The sequence below is a fragment of the Metamycoplasma arthritidis genome, from assembly GCF_900660715.1.
Classification (GTDB): Bacteria; Bacillota_I; Bacilli_A; order Mycoplasmatales; family Metamycoplasmataceae; genus Metamycoplasma; species Metamycoplasma arthritidis.
Map to the genome: position 1 here is coordinate 646,308 of NZ_LR215047.1, position 22,495 is coordinate 668,802.

The following is a 22,495-nucleotide window of genomic DNA, read 5'->3' on the forward strand; positions in this document are numbered from 1 at the left end:
ATTGATAGTTATATATTATAATGTTAACATGTTTAAATTTGAAGATGTTACTTTAATAGAATTGCCTAACAAAACTCTAAGACAAAAATCAAATGATATTACTCTACCTTTAACTAAAGAAGATGAAGATTTAATTCAAAAAATGATTTTTCATGTTGATGATAGTCAAGAAAAAGAAACTAAATTTCGTCCGGCAGTTGGTGTTGCCGCTGTACAGTATGGAATTTTAAAAAATGTATTTTATATTTTATTGAAAGATGAAAATAACGAAGTTTTATTTAAAGATGCTTTGATCAATCCACAAATGGTTGCTCATTCCGAACATAAACTTGCTTTAGATGAAGGAGAAGGGTGCTTAAGCGTTAATCAAAATGATCCAGGGCAAGCAGGATATGTACCTAGATATGCAAGAGTCGTAATGAAAGCTTATTCTTATTATGAAAAGAAAGAAAAAACTTACGATGTTTCAGGGTATTTGGCAATAATTTTTCAACACGAATACGATCATTTGTTTGGAAAATTGTTTATTGATCATTTAAATAAAAAAGAACCTTGGAAGGTTCCTAAAAATACAACAATAATCTAGTTTTTTAAAATTTTTAAAACTCCACTATATTGATATATTTGATCGTTAGTATAATAGATGCCGATTCGGTATCTATTTTTGTTAATTGTGCGATCATCCAAACCTAGCGCATAGAAACCGGTAGTAAATTTAAGATGATATTCACTCTCTTTTTCTTCTAAAACAAGATCGTTTTTTAATATAAAAGGGCTAAAACGATTGCGTTGTAAAAAACTTTTATTGTCTTTGAAAACTTGTGAAAATAGTTCGGCTTTTCTAAAAATGTCATTTTCAGAATTAATGCGCTTAACAATATCTTTAAGATCCGCCACTTTACCCGAATAGCTAAACTCAAGATCTTTGATTAAATTATCAGTTTGTGATTTTGCAAGCCGATTTGTTAAGTTTGGATCACCTTTTAGATTCTTTAATTCAATTCGGCGCAAAACAACATAATCATTAGGATCTTTTGAATTAATTAATTGCAAATCAAAAAGTACCTTAGAATTACTTACGCCATCTACAATTACATTGTGCATTTGATAAGTATCATATTTTGAACTTTTTAATTTTAATTTATAACTTGAAAGAAGAGGATTTTCAAATTTTGGATTGGCAGTCAATTCATTAACAACTTCGTTGACATCTTTACCTTTAATCTTGCCATTGCTATCAATTTCAAGATAATTTGAATATTCATTTCTTTCAATGAATTTCACATTAGGATTCCAAAATAGAATATTGCTTTTCGTTTTACGTACCGCAAGCGAAGCCACTAAAGCCGTTGTTACTGCCACAGAAGCAAGACTAATAAAAACAATATTGGCAATCTTTTTACGTTTTGCCTTATTAGCTATTTTTTTATAATTGTAACCATCAATTTCTTCTTCGCTAATTTCATTAACGCGTTGACCATATTTTTCTGCTTCTTCAAAAGGGTCTAATTCTTTTTTTTCTATAGGGTTTTCACTACTATCTTTTTTATTTTTCTTCATGTTTTTCCATTTCTATTGAAGTTTTAAGTTTAATGTCTTCAATAATTTGCTTTTTGTTAATTAATCAGCTTATTTTTGAAAGAGTAATGATTGGGTATTTTTTTGCTTTTAAAAATTTAATGTCATCTTTAAACTTGGTAAATTTTTGATAATTATTTTCATAACTATAAGAGTCAACAATGAACCCTAAAATAATTTGATTTGTTTCTTTATTAATAAGAACTAAATCGATTGTCTTAGTTCCAATTGAATAATTTTCAATAAAACCAAACAATTCACTACCAAGCGGAATTTCTTTAAGTTGATTGATGATATCAAACTTGAAATCTTGATAACTTAAAATTTCCATCGTCTTAGTTTCATCAAAAAGATCTGGTTCATGTTTAATTAGGTAATTTTTTTGGCTATTAAGTGGAAGATCTAAAAATTTTAGCCATTCTTTAAATAAAATCATGTCGCTTGTTGAGCGTTCGTTAATGTCTACATCACTTGCATAAATTGACTTGATAACAATGATTTTTTCTTTAGCTCGAGAAATTGCAACATTTAAGGCGTTTTTACCCCCGGCTCTAGCTACATAAGTTCCATATAAACTAGTATTGCGATCATAAACAACTGACATAATTACTAAATCAGCTTCATCACCTTGAATGTTTTCAATATTCTTTAGTTGCAGACGATCAGAATTTAGTGCTTCTTCAAGTAAGGGTTCTTCATTAAAAATTTTAGTAATTAAGTAGTCCTGCTGTTTGGCGTTGAAGACTAAAATAATTATTTTTTTGTATTTGTCTAAATTGGCTTTGGCAACTTGGATAGCTTTTTTGCCCTCCGCTTCATTCATACTGTTATCTCAAACACCATCAGTTTGGATTACCTCAATTGCTTTGTCGTTATCAATTTCTTCTTCAAAATCATCTACAACATCTAACTTAGATTCATAAAAATGACGCGAACTAAAAGTCATTAAAGCAGCCCGTTTAGAACGATAGTTTTTATCTAGCAAAATTGAATAAACACCTCTAGCAGTAGCATAATCCAAAAGTGATTCAATGTTACCCAATTCATTTTCTTCTTCAAAATTATATGAAACAGAAAATCATCTTGTTGGTTGCATTTGTTGACTATCACCTGCTAAGATTTTTCGCCTAGCTAAATATAGAATCGGGATACCTTTTTCAATAAAAATTTGACTTGATTCATCTAAAATAGCATAATCAAATTCACCTTTTGATCACATTGAAAGATCTAATTCAGGAGTTGTTACAATAATTGGAAAGAGGATTTTGATCATTTCTTTATGTTTGTGGAAAAACTTATATGGCTTTAGATGACTAGTTCTAATTGCCATTGCAAATGAAGTATATTGCCGTTTTTCTTCTTCATTAAAATCGTTCATTCGTTCTACTATTTTTTTAAGCATCATTTTTGCTAGAATAGCGTCATTGTTTAAATCAATAGTTTTTTCAATCAAAGCTTTTTTGTAAAAACTATCAATTTGCTCAACCGAATCAAAATTAATGGTGTTTACATGGTTTATTGCTCTATCAATGTCTATTGTAAACAAATTACTATCACTCATTAAAATTTTGACTGCTTCTTTAATTTCGCGAGGATAAATTGTAAATAGATTTGGTTTTTTCCCAAAATTAACTTGATATAAATGTTTTTTCAAAAAAGTTTCGTCGGCAAAATTGCCATTCAATTCATAGCGTATATTGGGGCTTAATAGCTTAAGATTCTCGAAACTTTCTTTACTAATCTTGCCATTAACAATAGCAGCATAAAAATCAAGAACATTGTCTAAATCATCAATTTTTAAGATGCTATCCAAATTATCTAAATAAAAACGATCATCATCAGAAAAAATTTGATGAGGAATTTCAGGATTTGATTCTTTAAAATTTTCTAGCAAGTAAATAAATTCTTTTAAAGGTTTATAAAAAGTTTCTTGACGTAGGTTTTTATCATTAAGAGCAAACAAACAAAACATTGATAATTTTTTTAGACGATTCTTTAAAACATCAAGAGCCGCTTTTTTCTGAGACACTACTAAAGCAGTAAACCCACGAGCAACAATATTGGCAATTAAGTTGCTAATTGTTTGTGATTTACCTGTGCCTGGTGGCCCTCAAATTATTGTATCTTGATACATTGACGAAACTGTCGCAACATCTTGCGAGAAGTTCGTGTCTTGAATTTTATATAACTTAAACTTATTGTCAAAGATAACCCGATTGATTTTTTCGCGATAAGCATTTTTATTGAAATCAGGGTTTAAAATCGATTCAAATTCATCATTTTCAATGATCTTTTTCATTTGATTTCATAAATATCCTGAAGAAACATTGTAAAAACCTAAAACTATTCCCGGCTGAAATTCAATAGTAGTATTTTTGATATTTTCTTGGTTTAGATTAGGAATTTTGTCTTTGATTTCTTGAGGAATTTTATAAACTGAACTTCAAGTGTTTTTGAAATACTCATAAACTTCACGAATTGAAAGATTACTAAAATCAAAATTGTCAACGTTTAATAAAAATCCTTCTTGATCAAGAAAAGTAACTAATTTTGAATTTATACGGATATCGGATTTAGAGTGTAAATAGACAAGTGAATTTTTAATTTCAAAGCTAACTTCTTTAAAAAACAGTGGTGCATAAATCGTCTTTTTTTCAGTTTTTACTGAAACAAAGAAAAAGCCAATATGGAGCGGTCAAATATTAGTTTCAATATTAATGTTTTGAGCTTTATTAACAATCTTTTTCCATTTAACAATTGACTTTTGAAATTGTAGTTCTAAATCATTGATGATTTTTTGGCGCGCTTGTTCAAAATCTACTGATAATTGTTTGAAAAGTGGATCGATAATCCGGCGATTGTATTCTTTAAAAACACTAATGACTTCGGCTTTGTTTTGGGCTTGTTCAACTTCTTTAATAATTTCTTTTGAACCAACTTCTGTTAATGTAAGATCAATTTGAAAATTATGGCAAATTTTGTCAAAAATTTCACTACCAAAACTTTTATAAACATCAAAAAACCGTTCATTATCTATCGAACAGTAAAGCGAAGTATCAAAAGTATCAATGTTAAGCAAATTTGCCATTAAGGTTTGATATTTATTATTAGCTGCGTTCATTAAAATCAAGTTCCTTTAAAATCAATTCTTCTAGGTATTTAGCACTATTACCAATTACTAGCGAAATTGCTTTACTTTGAAATGAAATTCCCGAAATGCCAGGCAATTTTTGAATTCCGGTTAGATTAACTTTTGATCTTTCTTTGAAATAGATTTTAATAATTTTTTGTGTAGCCGAGACATTATCAATATTATCTTTAGAGCCAATTAAATTCATTAACTCGTCAAAAGAAAAAGCAAGAGTATGTTCTACTGTCAAATAATCTTTTTTTTCAACTTGGCGATATTTAAAACGTCAATATATGCAAATTAACCCTAAAGTAAATATGATTAACAAGACATATTTCAATTTGTTCTTTTTACTCATCTTTAATCCTAATGTTCAAATTATAGTTATGTATTAATAAATGATAATATAATTACATATTACAACACGCAAATTGTATTTGGACTTTTGGAGGGAAATAAGAAAATGAATGGTAAAAAGACTTTACTAAGCGGCATTACGGCAACTGGTAAATTAACACTAGGCAACTACATTGGTGCTATTAAAAATATGGTAAAAATGCAAGAGCAATACGATTCTTATATTTTTGTTGCCGACTTACATGCTCTTACTATTCCGATCGACCCTAAAACGCTTGCTAAAAACCGTAATGACATTTTTTCACTTTATCTAGCGTGCGGGCTTGATCCTGAAAAATCAACAATTTTCTTTCAATCAGATGTTATTGAAAATGGCGTCATGAACTGATATGTCCTAACTAATACAACTATTGGCGAGCTATCAAGAATGACACAATACAAAGATAAATCAGCCAAGGTAAAGAGTGCTAATGGTATGGAAACTATTCCCACAGGTCTGTTGATTTATCCAACTTTAATGGCTAGCGACATCTTGCTTTACAACGCTGATGTAGTACCGGTTGGCATTGATCAAAAGCAACATGTTGAACTTGCTAGAAACCTTGCTCAAAGATTAAATAACAAATATAAAGTGGACTTCAAAATTCCTGAAGCGATCATTCCTAAAGTTGGCGCCAAGATCATGTCATTAGTTGAACCAACTAAAAAAATGTCTAAATCAGATGATAATCCCAAATCAGCCATTTATTTACTAGATGATCCTGATGAAGCTTACAAAAAAATTATTAAATCAGTGACTGACTCTGAAGGCAAAATTTATATTTCAGAAAATAAACCTGGCATTACTAATTTACTAACAATTTATAGCGCTTTAAAAGAAATTAGCCTCCTAGAAGCCGAAAATATATTCAAAGATAAAAATTATGGTGAACTTAAAATTGCCGTTGCTACTGTTGTCAAAGAATTTTTGACAAACATCCAAGAAAAATATCACAGAATAATTGCACAACTTGATAAATACCGTGAATTAGGAGCAAACAAAGCTTCTAAAATAGCTAAAGAAAATCTTAAAAAACTTACGAAAGGCATAGGTCTTAACTAAAATGAAAGCAAACTCGAAACTAAATCATTCAACTAGTCATTTGCTAGCAGCGGCTATTTTGAAATTATATCCAAATACTAAACTGGCAATTGGCCCAGCTATTGATGAAGGTTTTTACTATGATTTTGAATTTGAAAAACCATTGTTAGAAAGCGATTTACCAAAAATCGAAAAGCAAATGCATAAATTGGCTGAACAAGGCTATGTAATGGAAAAAGTTGACGTTCAAAATTACAACTTTGACAATCAACCTTACAAAAAAGAAATGTTTGAAGAACTTAAAAAGGATAAAAAAGAAATTACCTTCTATGCTTACATTCATCCTAAAACTAAAGAAAATCTGTTCGTAGATCTTTGTGTTGGCAATCACGTTGAAAGCACGAAAGAAATTAAACACTTTAAACTTCTTTCGTTGGCCGGCGCTTATTGAAGAGGTGATTCAAAAAACAAAATGTTAACAAGAATCTATGGAACTTGTTGAGAAAGCCAAAAAGAACTTGAAGAATACCTCGCTTTAGTTGAAGAACGTAAAGAAAGAGATCACCGCAAAATTGGCAAAGATCTTAATATTTTTGCTGTTAGCCAACTTAGTGGTCAAGGTTTTCCAATTTGATTAGAAGACGGTATGAAAATTCATAATGCTATCCGTGATTATGTCCTAAAACTTGATCGGAAATTCGGTTTTAAAGAAGTACTAACACCACATTTCGGCGAAAAAAAATTGTATGAAATTAGTGGACACTGAGATCACTACCAAGAAGATATGTTCACTCCTATTAAAATGGACAACGAAACTTTAGTAGCCCGCCCAATGACTTGCCCACACCATATTGTTTTATACAACATGACTCGTCGCTCTTATCGTGACTTACCAATTAGATATTCAGAACAATCACGTTTATATCGTTATGAAAAATCAGGGGCACTTTCAGGACTTGAACGCGTTAGAAGTATGGATTTAACCGAAGGACATGTTTTTGTTAGAAAAGATCAAATTAAAGCTGAATTCAAACATTTATACAATATGATTCAAAAAGCATTATCAGATTTTGACATCCAAGTTGATCACGTTTCGCTTTCTTTAAGAGATCCTAACAATTCTGTTAAATTCTTCAATGACGACAAAATGTGAAATCAAGCTGAAGCCGATTTAAAAGAAGTGCTAAAAGAATTAAAAATTGAATACAAAGAATTTATTGGTGAAGCAGCATTTTATGGTCCTAAGATTGATTTTCAAGTTAAAACCGTGTTGAATAAAATTATTACAATGTCAACTCTGCAACTTGATTTTCTACTTCCAGCAAGATTTGAAATGAAATATGTTGATGACAAAGAAGAATTTCAAACACCAGTTTTAATTCATAGGGGCTTAATTGGAACTTATGAGCGTTTCATTGCAATCTTGTTAGAACAAACCAAGGGGGTTCTACCATATTGACTAAGTCCTCGTCAAGTAACGATTTTACCAATTGTTGATGAAGTTAATGATTACTGTCAAAAGTTATATGAAGAGTTTATTGATTTAGGAATCAATGCGAATGTTGATTTACGCAGTGAAAGAATCAACAAGAAAATTCGTGAAGCCCAATTGCTAAAAACCAAGTTTATTATTGTTATTGGTAAAAATGAAATAGCGAACAATACATTAGCCGTTCGGGCATATGGCAGTGAAGAAACCAAAACATATACCAAAGAAGAATTTTTAACCATGTTAGAAAATCTAAAAAATAATCTTAAATAATAATTAAAAAAATCCACTTTTGATGTAATCTTACGAAGTGGATTTTAATTTTACAAAATTTAAATTTTAGGATTATAAGTCGTAGCTAAAGAGTTGTTGAATAACTTAAGCGAAATGCAAAAGATTGTAATTGTTAAAGTTAAAATCAAAATGTAAGAAATATTGCTTTGTATTAAACTCATTGCTTCGCGGAAGATAGTTCCAATGTTTAGATTATTAGTTTCATTAACAAAATCAAGAAATGCGAGTGATGAAACTGAAAGTATGTTAATCGCTAATCGATCGGCAACCATAATTAATAAAGTTGTCAAAATTTGTTTAAAAAGTTGGCGATAAATAATTTGACTTTGGTTGTAGCCCGTTGCTTTTGCACTAAGAATAAATTCTTTTTGTCTAAGTTCAATAATTTCTGATTTAGCAATTTCATAGAATGATGTTCACGATACTAAAGCAAACGCCAAGAAGATCCCTCATCACTGCGTCCCTATAAATACACAAAGCAAGAAAATTCAAAGTAGCTCGGGAATTGAATTAATAATTGTAGCAAGTGAATCAATTACACGTGTGTATCACTTTCTTGTGTTTAAAGCCACTATTGACGCTAGACTAAATCCTACGAAAATGTTAATCATCATTGCTACAATCAAAATGGCCAAAGTTGAAAAAATTGAAAGTACTAACCTTGAATAAATATCAACACCATCGCCGTTAGTTCCCAAAATGAGAGTGCTTGGGATTTTGATATTTGATGATTGTGTTAAGTTGAGATTAATCGCTTTTATTAGATCATACGGTGAATAAACAAGGGTAACAATATCGGTGTTAATTGTTTTATCACCACCAGCGTCACGAGCAGAGTCATATAAGATTCTAAAGACTGGTTCTATTCCCAAGGCACTTGCTCTTCTGCTTTCTAATTCGGCAATATGTCTAATAAAATCAAGTTGCGATCCCCGTTCGAAATTTCTACTTACATAAGGACTAAATTCGGAAGGAAGATTGTTCAATAAATTAGTTGAACTATTGATGGGATCGATTGGCGAATATTTAATAAAAAATAATGCTCCAATCAAAATTAACAAGACTAGTGAAAGAAAAACTAGACTAAAAATATTTATCTTTTTTGAAAAAAATCTTTTTCAGTAAAGTTGAGTAGCCGTACTTTGGTTCGAAAGCGATATCTGTGCTTGTTTTTTCTTGCTAAATTTTAGAAGGTTTTTATTAATTTTTTCCATTAGATTGCCTTCTTTCTTCGAGGCACAAAAACAAAATTAGCAAACTCAGTTTTTTGTTCCGGATTTAAATAATCTAGAATTATTGAAAAAATAAATTTAACTAAAAACAACATTAATAGATTGACAAAGAAGAAATACATAATTAAGTTAATTTCTGCGTATCTAAAAGCATAGGAAACAAAAATACTTTGCCCTGGAATTGAAAAAATGCGTTCAATTACAATGGAACTTGAAAGTAAAATGATGTAGAAGGGAACAATGGCTTGAAGTTGATTAAAAAGTAATTTTTTAAATAAAACTTTTCTAAATAATGCTGTTTTGGACATCCCAAACGATTTAGCAAACAAATAATAATTACTACTAATAACTTCTTTGGTGATTTTTCTAGAGCGACTCATAAAAAGGCTGATCGTTCCAAAAAGCATAATCAAAATTGGCACAAGCAATGATTGCAAACTAAGTGGGAATTCACTAATAAATTGCGAAGGATAACCAAAAAGGTAACTAAATGCTAATGCTAAAATTGCAATCAAAATTAGCGGAATTGTTGCTAAGGCAATAACGATGATATTAATAGTGATATCTGGTCATCTATTAAACTTATAACCTGAATAAACGCCAAGAACATTACCGATTATAAGTGATATTAAAAAAACAAGGCCAGTGAATAATATTGTTCATTTAAATTGATTGAAGTATAGGCTTGAAATGCTTTGCCCCGAAGCACTAAGTTCAGAAGTATAAATTTGTCCAGCAGAACCGCGGATAAGATTGTTCAAATAAACGCCAAAGCGACTAAAAAGATTACTTTCAATCTGCGAAGAAACTGCTAAATTCTTTTTAATTTGATTAGTTAAAAGTAAATTGATCGCAAAATATACAACGAAAATTGCAACAATAAAAATTGCTATGTAAATTAAAGCTCTTATGGCAATTTTTTGCGTTGCTTTTTTCATGATATCCTTTCCTATTTTGTATTTTTAATTTGTGTATTGACTAACGGTATAGTAGTGTCCACTAACGTCTTTGTTCAATTCAATTTTGTAACTTTTGTTATAAAATGGCTTAATCATAGGATTTGTGCTATTTCATTCCATGTATTTTCTAAAGTTAGTGATGGTTCTTTTAGTTTCTGAAAATCTTTTAAAATTGTTTTCGTCAGTCAAATCAATGACTTTGTCGCTAGCATCTTGAATACCATTATCATTACTATCAATTCAAAGTTTTAAATCAACTTTAGTGTTTTTTGTGTAATTGATAAATCTATCTAAATCAAATGAATCGGTATAAAAAGAATAAAGGTTGTCTTCTAACCCGACAAAGCTAGGTCTATTGATAGGATCCCCAACTTTATCGTCTCAATTTTTTTTGGTAAAGAAATTAGGACGGTAAATGTTTGCTTTGATACGTTCTGAAACGGCTGAAGGATTATTTAAATTGCTAACTAATAAGTAAGCTTTTTTCTTACTTTCTTCTTCGCTTAGTTTAGCAAAGCCTCCAAGGTTAGCTTTTTTATGATCTTGATCATTGAAACCAAAGTAATTAATTCCTTGGCCATAACCCATTAGATCTAAATATGCTTTAAAAAGACCTTTCAACCTTGCGTCTGCGTTAGTAGGAGTTACTTGATAAGGATACCTACCTTGGACATTTTTGAAATCTTTTAGTTCGCGATCAAAGACTCAGTTGTAACTATATAAATTTCTTCATAATTGTGTTCTACTAGATCCATGAGCAATCTGTTTAACAATGTCGTCACCAAAAGCAGTTAAATAAGGTCGTCCATTATTAACAAAGTGTGTAAATCGTTCTTGGTTGGGAAGATTGTATTTTTTTTGGAAAGACATTTTTAAATATTCGCGTGGAATTAACTCTTCTAAAGAATACAAATATTTGATCTGTTCGTTTGAAATTGGACTTTGATATTCAAGGCCAAGATTTCTATTGTTATTAAAGAAATATTGCCCACTATTAATTTTGTTAAATCGTTCGTCATCAGGAATTAAATTTGCATATTTAAATAAATCATAAGAACTAAATTCTCTAAAAACCGGCAAACCATAGTTCGTACTAAACTCGCTTGAATTTTTGAGATACTCGCCCCCATATTTAGGTTCAACATATCCCAAATTTTTACGAAATTCATCTAAGAATTTTTTATTGTTACTATATGTTTGTGAAAAAATTGGTTGTGGATTAAGTTGATAGATTAATGAAGTGTCGCTATTTTTGTCGCTACGCAAATTTGCTTGGTTATAAGTAGTGGCAACATGATGCATATATTCGTGAACAAGCGTCGAAATAATAAGTTCAATTTTGTAGTCTAAATCAACATTCTCCCAATTGATATTTGGTCAAAGCTTCATGAAATTGTCAATCGGGATATAAAGTTCTTGAGTATTTGGTAGATAGTAACCATTTAGATTTTTTGAATCTACACTAGAATTTTTCTTATTAATATATACCGCTTTAAGAGAATTAATTTCCGAACCATATGATGCTCTTTTTAAAAAATCTTCATTAAGTTTTTTAAGACCATCTTTGCCTAAAAAATAAAGTAATTTGCCATTTCTTTCTGCATATGGATATTCTTTAATGCTTAAATTACCATACTCAAATTTCTCTTCATCAGAATTATAATTTTTTTGATTATAAGAAATTGCTTGGCTTTCTTTATTGCTTAGTATTGGTGGCAAGAACGGGTTAGCATTTTTAAAAAAACCAAAGGTAATAAAAATTACAAAAATTATTGCCCCAATTAGTAAAAGTGAACTAAAAGTTATTCCTAATATAGCTCATAGTGAAAATGAGCTTTTTTTCTTACTTGAATTGTTCATGGCTAAATTCCTATGATTTTAACCCTGAAATTGCAAAAATTGTTTCGCCACTTTCTTCTTTTAAATCACTTTGATCATTTTTGGTGTAAGTATAAATTTTTTCAAAAATAATTTGGCCACGGTCAGATAATAGTTGTACTCTACTAAAATCAAATTTAAATTTTTTACCTTGTTCATTAATTTTATTAACATCAACATATTCGCGTAATGCTTCTAAAAATGCATCAAAACCTTTGTCTTGAGCAGCTTTTAGCTTGGTATAAACCGTATTAAGTAAATCAGCTTTTTTCGCTTTTGAACTAAGGCCATAGCTACCAATAATATATTCTTTTTTAATTGGGATCGTTCTAAATCCACTTATTTCAAATCTTGCAGTGTTTTCAGTTGCACCAATTTTTTGAATAATATCTAAATGAATTATACCCTCATCATCGTGGGGATGAGTTCCTGGGCTTACACGATATGTTGCTCCTTCAGGAGCTTCATCTACTTTATAAGGAATTTGATATTTTCTAAAAACGCTTAAAACATCAGCTCAACTTTTAGCAGCAAGAAAATCTTTAGTTGCTAAAGAAGCTTTAACTGATTTTTGATTTTGCGCTTCATCACCAATTGAAATTCCCAATTGCGTTACATAATTAATGTCAGTTTTAGGGGTTGGTGTATTTTGCCCATCACATGATTTGGAAATCAAAGCAAGCGAACCAATCAACATTGAAGGTATAAAAATACTAGAAATTTTTAGTAATTTTTTCACAATTCCATCATCTCTTTCTTCTATCAAATTACATAATTAACAATATATATTAAAAATAAAAAATGTCTAAAAACTTTGAACTTCTTACAATAGAAATACGCTAAAAAACCTAAAAAAGTGTAAAAAATTTTTTTAGTGATTTTTTGGGCCTATTGTTGGGCTAAAAAATGTCAATTTCAGGATTTTTCTTAATCCTCGCCGTGCAATATCGTTAAAATGAAAATATATGAAAACCAGAAATAAAAAATTATCATTATTTTTAAGTTTTTGCACTCCCGTTTTAGCAACTTCATTTTTGGTTTCGTGCACACCTTCCTATCGTCCTTCTTGGGGGCCTGAAAACCAACAAAATAGATGAAATACTAATGCTCACTATGATGATGGCAGCTCGGATCCCAACGTTGGAAAAGAGGGTCCCAACATCAAAGGAAATTGAGAAAATTCCTACAATATCAAACGTGAACAAATTCTTGAAGTTTTCGCAAAAGTTGTCATGTCTTTAACTGAGGCGGGCAAAAAACTAACTGCACAGGAATTCTATCAAATCGCAAGCAAGGTAATTAACGAAAAAGTTCTACCGAACGGAAAATATAAAAACGACCCTAAGTTTAGAAATTTTGACACTTTAGATAAAGTATTTTCTAGCGATTCGAGAATAACTAAATATCTCACATCAATTTGACCGGACATTTCCAATTTTAATGATGCTTTTTTTGAAATCCGTTACACAATATATCGTCCAAATCCCGGAGACAATTTTCTTGTCATGGATATGCGACTATTTTGATCGAACAAACACCACATTGATAGTAAAAACTTCCCTATTATGAGACATGATACCGGAATTGGCATCGGACCAATATTTACTTATAAAATAAAAGGATTTCTAAAAACAAACTAAGACAATAATTCGTATAATTCTAATAATATGTTAAGAATTGTTGCTGGAAAGTATCGCTCAAGAATAATTGAACAACCAAGTAAAAGTTCTACTCGCCCTACCATTGATAAGGTTAGAGAAGCGATTTTTTCTTCAATCCATTTTGAGCTTGACGGCGCAGAAGTCCTTGATTTATTTGCTGGTAGTGGTTCTTTTTGTCTGGAAGCACTTTCACGTGGCGCAGCTTTTGCTACTTGTATTGAAAAAGACTACGATGCTTATAAGATAATTCAAAAAAATGCACTTTCATTAGGGGAAACTAAAATAAACATTCTAAATGTTGATGCTATTTATTTTTTAGAAAATAACGCTTCAAAAAAGTGAAAATTTATTTATTTAGATCCTCCTTTTGCGTCAAAAGAATTGTTAAAACAATGTATTAAATTAATTAGCGATAGCAGTCTTCTTTTAACTAATGGCAAAGTAATTGTTGAGACTGACGCAGCAAATTTGGAACTAGAAACCGAAAAGCTCGCGATAGTTAAGTGCAAAAAATATGGTAGAATTTACATCTACTACCTAACTTATAAAGGATAACATTTGTTATCATTAATTTAAGGGAGAATTAATTTATGGAAAACAAAAGAAAATTAATTATATTTACCGGGCCAAGCGGCGTTGGTAAAGGAACCGTTGAAAAACCACTTTTTGATGATAAAGAATTGAAACTGAAACTTTCGGTTTCAATAACTACTAGACGCCCTCGCGATGGCGAAATTGATGGTGTTCATTATTACTTTGTTTCGCAAGAAACTTTTGATGCTTGCTTAGCCGACAATAAACTAATTGAATATTCAATGCACTTTGATAATTACTATGGCACTTTATATTCAGAAATTGATCGGATTATTGAACAAGGTAAAATTCCTTTTCTTGAAATTGAAACAAATGGGGCAACTCAAATAATTGACAATTATCGCAAGCAAGGAAGAGAAGAAGAAATTGTTTCAATCTTCTTAATGCCTCCTTCGTTTAAAGAATTAGAAAGAAGAATTATTGGCCGCAATACCGAATCAAACGAAGTTATTAATAAACGTCTAGAAAAGGCTAAAGAGGAAATCGGTCATTCTACAATGTTTGAATATGTTGTAATCAACAACGATATTGATACTACAGCTAATGAAATTAAAAAAATTATTACCAAAGAATTTGAGTATCTATTAAAATCTAAAAAAGAAAACACCGAAGGTAGAAAGGCGTAATTCTAAATGGAATTTTGTTGTAAGTCAGATATCGGTTTAGTAAGACCTGAAAATCAAGATCGAGTAACATTTGTTCAAAAAGACGACTGGGCTTTGGCCGTGCTATGTGATGGTATGGGCGGGCATCGTGGTGGTGCTCAAGCAGCGTCTTTAACAATTGACCTTTTTTCTAAATACTTTACTAACAATTTTCCATTTTCAATTAACTACAACGATAAATTCGCGATTAATGATTGATTTAGTCATGCATTAACTCACATCAAAAATTCACTAAGAGTTTATGTTGAAGAGCATAGTCAATATCGCGACATGGGCACTACATTAGTTGCTGCTTTAATTTATCAAAAAGAAAATCATATATATATCTTCAACATCGGTGATTCACGTATTTATATCTATAACGGACTGCTACACCAAGTAACGCAAGATCAGAATATTAAAAACAAATTAATCAACGAAGGATTTAATCCTACTGACGCAAGTAACCATCCTGATGCTAATAAATTAACTAGCTGTTTAGGGCCTTATAAAACGATGGTTCCTGATGGCCATGCATTTAATAAAAATTCTAATTCGCAGTACATTATTTTAACTAGCGATGGCTTACATGATTTTATTGAAAAACCTCTTTTTGAAAGAGTAATTCAGAATAAAAAAAATAGCTTAGAAGAAAAAGCACTGAACTTAATAAACTATGCTAAAAAGAATCATTCAAATGACAACATTTCAATAATAATTGTAAGGATCTAATTCAATATGGCCGGTGCAAAAGAAAATAAAAATCTAACGAAACACTTCAAAATTATTAAACAAATTGGTAGAGGTGGGTTTGGCACTGTATTTTCTGCCGTTCATCGTGCAAGCGGTAAAAAATTTGCAGTCAAAGTTTTAACAATTAATGGTCCACGTCAGCAAATTGTTTACAAGCGCTTTGAAAACGAAATCAAGGTTATTAAAAGAATAAAAAGTAAAAATGTCGTTAGATTATTTGGGCACTATATCACCCCTAAAGAAAGCTACATGGCAATGGAGTTAGTTGAGGGAACTGACTTAAAAACGCAAATTAGTAAAAAACGCAAAATTCCATTAGAAGAAGCTATTGAATATGCCAAAGAAATTTGCAATGGTCTTATTGATATTCATAAAGAAAACGTTGTGCATCGCGATCTAAAACCAAGTAATATTCTAATCACTTATGATGGCACAATTAAACTCATTGATTTTGGTATCTCGTTAGGTGATGATTCTCTAAGATTAACCGATGAAAGAAAACTAATTGGTTCAGTACAATATGTATCACCAGAATTAGTGCTCAAGCAAGCCGAACCTTCACCTCAAAGTGATATCTACGCCTTAGGAATAGTACTTTATGAAATGCTAACTGGCAAGGCACCTTTTACTGGCTCTGATCATCAAACCATTGCTCTTAGCCACACTAAAAGAGAGATTCCGAGACTAGAACAAGTTAATGTTTTAGTTCCGCAAGCGGTTGAAAATATCATAATAAAATGTACCGCTAAAAATCCTGATGATCGTTATGTTAGTTGCGTTGAACTTTATGAAGATTTGAGCACTTGCTTATCGCAAAAACGCGCAAACGAGCCACGTCTAATCATTGGTAAATCTTCTAAAAAAGAAGCATTTATCAAAAAAGTGAATAGTAAAGCTATGACGATTTCGCTTATTTTGATTGGAGCAATTTCGATCGTTATTATAATAGTGTTGATCGTTCTCCACCTCAAAAAAATCATTTAATTTAATTATTAACTTTAGACAAAATAACAATTTATTGTTTTAATTTTTTCGTCAAAATCTTTAACTTTTGATTTTGAAAAATGAAATTATGCCTGCAGCATTGTATATAGGTATAATTTTTTATTATTAAAGTTAAATATTGGAGAATTAATGGATAAAGGAAAAATTGTCAAATCGATTGCAGGTTTTTACGATGTTAAAAGTTTTAGCGACTCAAAAATCTATCGTGTTAGAGGAAGCGGAAAATTAAGACTTCTCGATATGAAACCTATCGTTGGAGATTTTGTTGAATTTGAACACAACGAGCTCATTCATCGAATAATGGGGCGAAAAAACTTCTTTATTAGGCCAAAAATTGCCAACGTTGACCAAGCAATTGTAGTAATGTCGCTAGTTGAACCAGATTTTAGTTCGCAACTTGTTGATAAATTTTTAATCATTATAGAAAATAAAAATGTTACGCCAATTATTGTTCTCACCAAAAAAGATTTAACTTCAAAGACCAAAATTGATTTTTACAAGGATCAAGGTTACACTGTTTATGAAATTAACTATGAAACCGAAGAAGGTTTCGATGATCTAAGAGAAATTTTTAGAAATAAAACGAGTTTTTTTGTCGGCCAAACTGGCGTTGGCAAAACAACTTTAATAAATTATCTAGCTAAAACAAGTTTTGAAACTCAAGCGATTTCTAAAGCCCTTAATCGTGGTAAGCATACCACCCGTGAAGTTAGCTTAATTGATTTTAATGGCGGCGAAATAATTGACACCCCAGGTTTTTCGTCAATTGAATTTGATCTCACGATTGACGAAATGCCAGTCGCTTTTAAAACCTTCAGAGAAGCTGCTAAGATGTGTAAATATCGAAGTTGTCGACACTACCAAGAAGCTGAAAGTGAATGTAACGTTAAGCAATTAGTTTTAAAAGGTATCATTAAGCAAGAACGTTATGATAACTATCGTAGTTTCTTAGAAAGACTACTTAAATAGGAGAAAAAATGCGAAAAATAAGTCCATCAATACTAGATGTTAAAAAAGAAAATTTAGTAAATTATGTTCAACAGCTAATCGACTGAGGCGTTGTAAATGTTCATTACGATGTTATGGACAATATTTTTGTGCCCAATGTTGCTTTGCAATATAAGGAAATTAAAGAAATTAAAGAAAAATGTTCCCGCCATATTATGGACATCCATCTAATGGTTAAAGACGTTTTTGGTTATTATGAAATGTATAAAAAGCTTGGCGATATCTTAACTTTTCATTTTGAAGCAATGTCACAAGATGATTTACAAAATTTAATTGCACTTGCTAAAAAAGATCAAACTAAATTAGGCCTTGCAATTAAACCTAATACGCCAGTGGAAGCAATCATCCCTTATCTTAAACATCTCTCTTTGTTGTTGATAATGAGTGTAGAACCTGGGTTTGGCGGCCAAAAATTTATTGAAAACAGCTATGACAAGGTAAAAAAACTTAGTGACTATATCAAACAAAATCATTTAGACTGCATTATTCAAATTGACGGCGGTGTTAATGATCAAAACATCAAGTACTGTTATGACGCTGGAGTTAATTTAGCAGTAGTTGGTTCGTTTTTGGTCAAAAATTTCAACCAAGAGGTTATAAAAAGCTTAATTAAATAGCTAACTTGGTTTGAATGAATTGTCTAAAACCATATAATCATATGTTTAATTTAGCAAGGGGGAGCTATGGGATTTTTTGATTGACGAGGCGGACAGCAAAAATTTGCTGGTGTTTCGGTTTATTTATATATTGCATTTTTCTTTTTAGCTTTTGTTGGCGCTTTTTTAATTTGAATTTTTAGGAAAGTTATTTACCAAAATTATCAAGCCAAAGTTAAAATCATGGGTTTGCAAAAAAGATATTTTTGGATGTTAGTTGGACTAATCATCTTACTTTTTATGACTATTCGTTCAATTATCATGGTCGTCATTCGCGTTCCGCGACTTTGAGAAGCAATTCCTTTACATTTGTGTAGGCTAATGATCATTTTTGTTGCATTTAGTTTAATATTCAACAATTTAAATTCAACTAAGTACTATGCACTATTAGCATTTGTAGGTACTATTGTCGCAATTTCAATTCCTGGTATGCATTTTGAAGATCCAAGAAAAGCGATGCCGTCTTATCCTGTAGGCTATGATAATTTCTTTTTCTGAGATTATATTCTAGCTCATTCGTTCTTATTGATAATGCCACTTTTAATGCTAATTTTTAACGATAAGAAGACTTACACTATTAAAGATAGTGGAATTAGCTTCGGCATTTCAGTTACGATTTTTCTAATAATCTTTGTGATTAATTTGCTTACTAACTTATATGCTCCTAACAATTGAAAGACTAACTTCTTTTATCTAGGTACAAATAAATTCAATATTTATTCAGAAACGATGGGTAAATTAACTGCGTGACCATTCCACTTATTCTCTTATTCACTTGCTTATCTAATATCAATGCCACTAATAACTTTACTGTTGGCTTTTCAAGATATGATTTTCATTGAAAAAATTGACGATAAAATGAAATTTAACTTCAAAAAAACCAACTTCTTAAGAGAGTTCTTTTTGAAAAAACCAAAACCAGATTTTGATCAAATGGTTGAATAAAAATATTAAAAAGAGCCATTAAAACCCGACCGTAGTTGTGATTAAAAAACCTTTAAAATGCAGCTTTTTGGTAGGGTTTTAGCTATAAAACAATGTTTTATACTTAAATAATGATAAAAAATAAACTATGTTTTTAGGCTATAAACTTGATGATAATTTATGCTTTTGTTTTTTTGATTGCCAAACTATCTTTTTTAGATGCATTTTGTATCAATTAAAATGCTATTTTTAATAAATTTATGTTAAATTTGGTAATTTTACTAGACAAACATTATGCAGGAGAAGAACAAATGAAGAAGAGTAAATTAAGCTTATTGCTAATTTCTTTGGGAACTATTTTTACTCCCTTGATTTCAGCATCATGCCAACATGAACAAAGCTTAGACGAGATTTTTAAAAAGGTTAAGTTAGACGTCGATAATAAAAATAAACTTACCGTAGATCAAGTACAAGAAAAAGATATTAAAGTTTCGGGCTTACCAAGCGAACAATATAAACTAAAAATTAATTCTCTAAGTAAAGGCGAAAATTCAATTAGTGTTTCGCTTACTTTAACCAACACAAAAACAAATGAATCTAAAGACTTTACTTACAAAATTGACGGTTTTAAAGAAAAATCTAAACCGGATGATAAGGAAAAAGATAAACCAGATCATAAACAAGATGACAACAAAGATGATCCTGGCAAGGAAAAAGATAATCCTAAAGATCAACCCGACGATAACAATAACAGCGAATTAAATAAAGAAACTATTATTAAAAAAATATTAGAAGCATTAGATCTAGACAAAACTAAAGCAATTTCTGAAAATAAGAGCAAGCTCGCTCCAACTAAAAAGGATAAGTTAGACCTAACTGAAGTTAATATTTTAAGTTATGACGATTCAAAAGGGTCGGGAGAAATTTCAGTATCCGGAAAATATGATGGTCATCAATTTAGTCAAGAAAAAATTACTCTAGAGGGCTTTGCAAAAACTCAAGTAGAAAATATTAGCCTTAAAAAAGTTGAACTAAATAAAGATAAATTAGTAGAAGACAAGAAAAAAGTAAGCGATCTTGAGAGTTTAGAGGGAAACGAATTACTTAAATATTTAAAACTTCAATTCCAAAAAAGCGATGGCATTGAATTAGATATCACGAATAGTGGAAGCTACGAAGTTGCTGATCTAAAAATAAAAAAACAACAACGCACTAATAAATATCAAGTGACCGGAACACTTTTTGCAAATATTAAAAAATTCGAAAACGGATTAGAAAAAATCGAAAAGGTTCAAGTTGCAACTATTAATTCTCAACTTTCAGGAGATGTCACATTAACTAATAAAGACATTTTAAATTCTTTACTAAAATTAGTTAAATCAAAAGGTGATACTTCTAAAACATATGCTTCTGAATATGCGGGCAATTTTAAATTAACAGTCCCTTTTCTTCATAACTTTTTGGAACTTGAAAAACAATATGAAGAGTATTTTGGCGAAGGAACAAGAGTTAAAATTGTTGAAGAGGCAGTCGGCGCTAATGACATTGATGGAAAATTGTATGTAACATATAAATTGGAGTATGAAGAAAATGGTGGAATAAAGCACGATTCAATCACGCAAAATATTGAATTAACTGGTTTTAAAAAAATTACCAATGATACATTAAGAGATTTTTTAATCACCAAAAAAAACGATAACAATGAGTGAAATACAATAAAGCAAGAAATTAAAAAATTATATAACGACAATAAAAACACCCTAAATTATGAAATCACTAGAAGTAATGTGTCAAATAACGAAGTTAAAAAAATATTCACAACTAATTCATGAGAAATCATAAAAAACAACGATGATCAAGATGCCACAACAAAATTTGATCATAAATATTGAATGATAAGTTATGGTGCAGAATCATTAGAACATAATTTCAAGCCTAATACATACATTTTGGAAAATGGCAAATTCCAAATTAGAACACTAAAAGTTAATTTGTCAAAGATTATTTTCTCTAAAAGTAATAATGGCGATATTTGAGCAAAAGCTATTTTTGATGCAACATTTGAGATAAATGCAAACGATGGTGCACAATCAAAAAATACAAAAATCGTGGAAATGCAACTTACTCACTCATTACTTAAAATCTAATTTTAAAAGGCTACCTCAAGGGCGGCCTTTTTATTTTTTATCCTTGGATATCAACGCCAATTGGGGCGTGATCTGAAATTTTTTTAGGTTCTAGGTAAGCTGATTTTAAGATTGATAGATAGGAATTAACTTGACTATCATTTTTTACATTTCAAAGGTCATATATAAATGCTTGATTTAGCAACAAATTTGTTTTATAAAAGATTTTGTCATATGGCTGCGAATATTGATTTGGAGTATCACTTAAAGAGGTTGAATTAGACAAATTATCATCAAATGCTTTAGTGTAATTATTTAAATTGCTAAATGCTATGCTTTCTTTATTAACTTTAATATTTGTATCACCGGCAAAAAAGATGTTTTTGCTTTGTGACATCGTTTCAAAAGTTAAAAGAACATTTGGCAATTGTTGAGCTTCAACGTATTCTTGCGCTCCCATTCCATGAATAGTTTGTTCCCCATTCTTAGCTCCAGGACTATCAAAATGGTCAAAAACAAATGTTAATTTATCTTTCTTCAATCTTGTTTTTCATTCAAATTGCGCACCAAAAGGTGGGCGAACATATTCTGCATTAGTTAATGGATGATGACTAAAACTACTTGTATAACTATAGCCAATTGTGTTATTTACAAAAGGCAAAGGTTTTAATTTATCGTTTTTGTATATTATACCTACATGTTCAGCTTGTCCTGGCGAAGCTTGTTTTCCTTTTAATTTTTGTGAACTTATATATTCATACGATTTTGTACCATGAATGGAATTTAAATGGTCAACAATACTTTGAATTGCGCTTGAATCCAAAACTTCTGTCAAACCGATTAAGTCATAGTCTAGCTTTTTGATAACTGCAGCAATTGACTTTAATTTATCATCTTTTTTATTAGAAGCCTTTAATATATTTCAATGCCCTCATCGTAAATCATTTGCCATTTTTGCTCTTGGACTAAGAGTTGCATTAAATGAGGTTTGATTTTGTGTTTCTTTTTGAGTGCTATTGGGTTTTGCGCTTATTTGTGTAGTTGCAATAGTAAACGTTGTCACTGCTGAACTTAATATTAATAAAATTTTCTTTTTCATAACAAACGCATTATAAATATATAAAAA

Annotated in this window: 20 protein-coding genes; 12 read left to right on the forward strand and 8 right to left on the reverse strand. The window is 30.4% G+C overall.

Translation table 4 applies throughout. From position 1 onward, the window contains the following. Nucleotides 1-28 precede the first annotated feature (28 nt). The gene (gene def, locus EXC42_RS02580) at nt 29-586 is read left to right on the forward strand and encodes a peptide deformylase (protein WP_012498421.1); all 558 of its coding nucleotides are present in this window, start codon (nt 29-31) and stop codon (nt 584-586) included. On the opposite strand, the gene EXC42_RS02585 is transcribed toward def, so the two are convergent. From EXC42_RS02585 to EXC42_RS02595, 3 genes are read right to left on the reverse strand one after another with little or no spacing between them, the layout of a single operon-like run. After that, the gene (locus EXC42_RS02585) at nt 583-1,560 is read right to left on the reverse strand and encodes a hypothetical protein (RefSeq protein WP_012498422.1); all 978 of its coding nucleotides are present in this window, start codon (nt 1,558-1,560) and stop codon (nt 583-585) included. The two genes, def and EXC42_RS02585, sit on opposite strands and share 4 nt — an antisense overlap. Beyond that, nucleotides 1,547-4,699 carry a DEAD/DEAH box helicase gene (locus EXC42_RS02590; RefSeq protein ID WP_129648948.1) on the reverse strand — a complete coding sequence of 1,051 codons (3,153 nt, stop codon included), beginning with the start codon at nt 4,697-4,699 and terminating at the stop codon, nt 1,547-1,549. The genes EXC42_RS02585 and EXC42_RS02590 overlap by 14 nt, the downstream gene beginning before the upstream one ends. Next, a complete protein-coding gene (locus EXC42_RS02595) occupies nt 4,686-5,066 on the reverse strand; it encodes a PTS glucose transporter subunit IIB (RefSeq protein WP_012498424.1) in 381 nt (126 codons plus the stop codon). Before EXC42_RS02595 ends, EXC42_RS02590 begins: the two co-directional genes overlap by 14 nt. A gap of 105 nt (nt 5,067-5,171) precedes the next feature. On the opposite strand from EXC42_RS02595, the gene trpS reads away from it, so the two are divergent. Both trpS and thrS read left to right on the forward strand, forming a co-directional pair. Further along, nucleotides 5,172-6,167, forward strand: a complete 996-nt coding sequence (gene trpS / locus EXC42_RS02600; RefSeq protein WP_012498425.1) for a tryptophan--tRNA ligase — start codon at nt 5,172-5,174, stop codon at nt 6,165-6,167. Nucleotide 6,168: 1 nt separating this feature from the next. Beyond that, on the forward strand, nt 6,169-7,908 hold the full coding sequence (gene thrS / locus EXC42_RS02605) for a threonine--tRNA ligase (protein ID WP_012498426.1): 1,740 nt from the start codon (nt 6,169-6,171) through the stop codon (nt 7,906-7,908). A gap of 59 nt (nt 7,909-7,967) precedes the next feature. Here the strand turns inward: thrS and EXC42_RS06390 are convergent, their stop codons facing one another. From EXC42_RS06390 to EXC42_RS06400, 4 genes are read right to left on the reverse strand one after another with little or no spacing between them, the layout of a single operon-like run. Next, nucleotides 7,968-9,143, reverse strand: a complete 1,176-nt coding sequence (locus EXC42_RS06390; RefSeq protein ID WP_012498427.1) for an ABC transporter permease subunit — start codon at nt 9,141-9,143, stop codon at nt 7,968-7,970. Beyond that, nucleotides 9,143-10,099: an ABC transporter permease subunit gene (locus EXC42_RS02615; protein WP_012498428.1), complete on the reverse strand. Its 957-nt coding sequence runs from the start codon at nt 10,097-10,099 to the stop codon at nt 9,143-9,145. The genes EXC42_RS06390 and EXC42_RS02615 overlap by 1 nt, the downstream gene beginning before the upstream one ends. Nucleotides 10,100-10,123: 24 nt before the next feature. Further along, on the reverse strand, nt 10,124-11,980 hold the full coding sequence (locus EXC42_RS06395; RefSeq protein WP_012498429.1) for an MYPU_1760 family metalloprotease: 1,857 nt from the start codon (nt 11,978-11,980) through the stop codon (nt 10,124-10,126). Between the two features lie 10 nt (nt 11,981-11,990). Next, on the reverse strand, nt 11,991-12,737 hold the full coding sequence (locus EXC42_RS06400) for a hypothetical protein (protein ID WP_041914108.1): 747 nt from the start codon (nt 12,735-12,737) through the stop codon (nt 11,991-11,993). A 226-nt stretch (nt 12,738-12,963) separates the two neighbouring features. Here EXC42_RS06400 and EXC42_RS06405 point away from each other — a divergent pair, with 226 nt between their 5' ends. The 9 genes from EXC42_RS06405 (at nt 12,964) to EXC42_RS02670 (ending at nt 21,390) form a co-directional block, all read left to right on the forward strand. Beyond that, the gene (locus EXC42_RS06405) at nt 12,964-13,638 is read left to right on the forward strand and encodes a hypothetical protein (protein WP_012498431.1); all 675 of its coding nucleotides are present in this window, start codon (nt 12,964-12,966) and stop codon (nt 13,636-13,638) included. A 27-nt stretch (nt 13,639-13,665) separates the two neighbouring features. Then, nucleotides 13,666-14,214, forward strand: a complete 549-nt coding sequence (rsmD, locus tag EXC42_RS02635) for a 16S rRNA (guanine(966)-N(2))-methyltransferase RsmD (protein WP_012498432.1) — start codon at nt 13,666-13,668, stop codon at nt 14,212-14,214. Between the two features lie 35 nt (nt 14,215-14,249). Then, nucleotides 14,250-14,879 (forward strand): guanylate kinase, encoded by a 630-nt coding sequence (gmk, locus tag EXC42_RS02640; protein WP_012498433.1) that lies wholly within the window; start codon nt 14,250-14,252, stop codon nt 14,877-14,879. 6 nt (nt 14,880-14,885) lie between these two features. Beyond that, on the forward strand, nt 14,886-15,629 hold the full coding sequence (locus tag EXC42_RS06410) for a PP2C family protein-serine/threonine phosphatase (RefSeq protein ID WP_012498434.1): 744 nt from the start codon (nt 14,886-14,888) through the stop codon (nt 15,627-15,629). A gap of 6 nt (nt 15,630-15,635) precedes the next feature. Continuing rightward, entirely contained in the window at nt 15,636-16,634 is a 999-nt protein-coding gene (locus EXC42_RS02650; RefSeq protein WP_012498435.1) for a serine/threonine-protein kinase, read from the forward strand. 150 nt (nt 16,635-16,784) lie between these two features. Then, the gene (rsgA, locus tag EXC42_RS02655; protein WP_012498436.1) at nt 16,785-17,624 is read left to right on the forward strand and encodes a ribosome small subunit-dependent GTPase A; all 840 of its coding nucleotides are present in this window, start codon (nt 16,785-16,787) and stop codon (nt 17,622-17,624) included. 8 nt (nt 17,625-17,632) lie between these two features. Beyond that, nucleotides 17,633-18,280, forward strand: a complete 648-nt coding sequence (locus EXC42_RS02660) for a ribulose-phosphate 3-epimerase (RefSeq protein WP_012498437.1) — start codon at nt 17,633-17,635, stop codon at nt 18,278-18,280. A 66-nt stretch (nt 18,281-18,346) separates the two neighbouring features. Beyond that, on the forward strand, nt 18,347-19,264 hold the full coding sequence (locus EXC42_RS02665; RefSeq protein WP_129648951.1) for a YwaF family protein: 918 nt from the start codon (nt 18,347-18,349) through the stop codon (nt 19,262-19,264). Nucleotides 19,265-19,554: 290 nt separating this feature from the next. Then, nucleotides 19,555-21,390 carry a lipoprotein 17-related variable surface protein gene (locus EXC42_RS02670; RefSeq protein WP_012498439.1) on the forward strand — a complete coding sequence of 612 codons (1,836 nt, stop codon included), beginning with the start codon at nt 19,555-19,557 and terminating at the stop codon, nt 21,388-21,390. A 37-nt stretch (nt 21,391-21,427) separates the two neighbouring features. On the opposite strand, the gene EXC42_RS06415 is transcribed toward EXC42_RS02670, so the two are convergent. Beyond that, nucleotides 21,428-22,468: an endonuclease/exonuclease/phosphatase family protein gene (locus EXC42_RS06415; RefSeq protein ID WP_012498440.1), complete on the reverse strand. Its 1,041-nt coding sequence runs from the start codon at nt 22,466-22,468 to the stop codon at nt 21,428-21,430. Nucleotides 22,469-22,495: the final 27 nt, after the last annotated feature.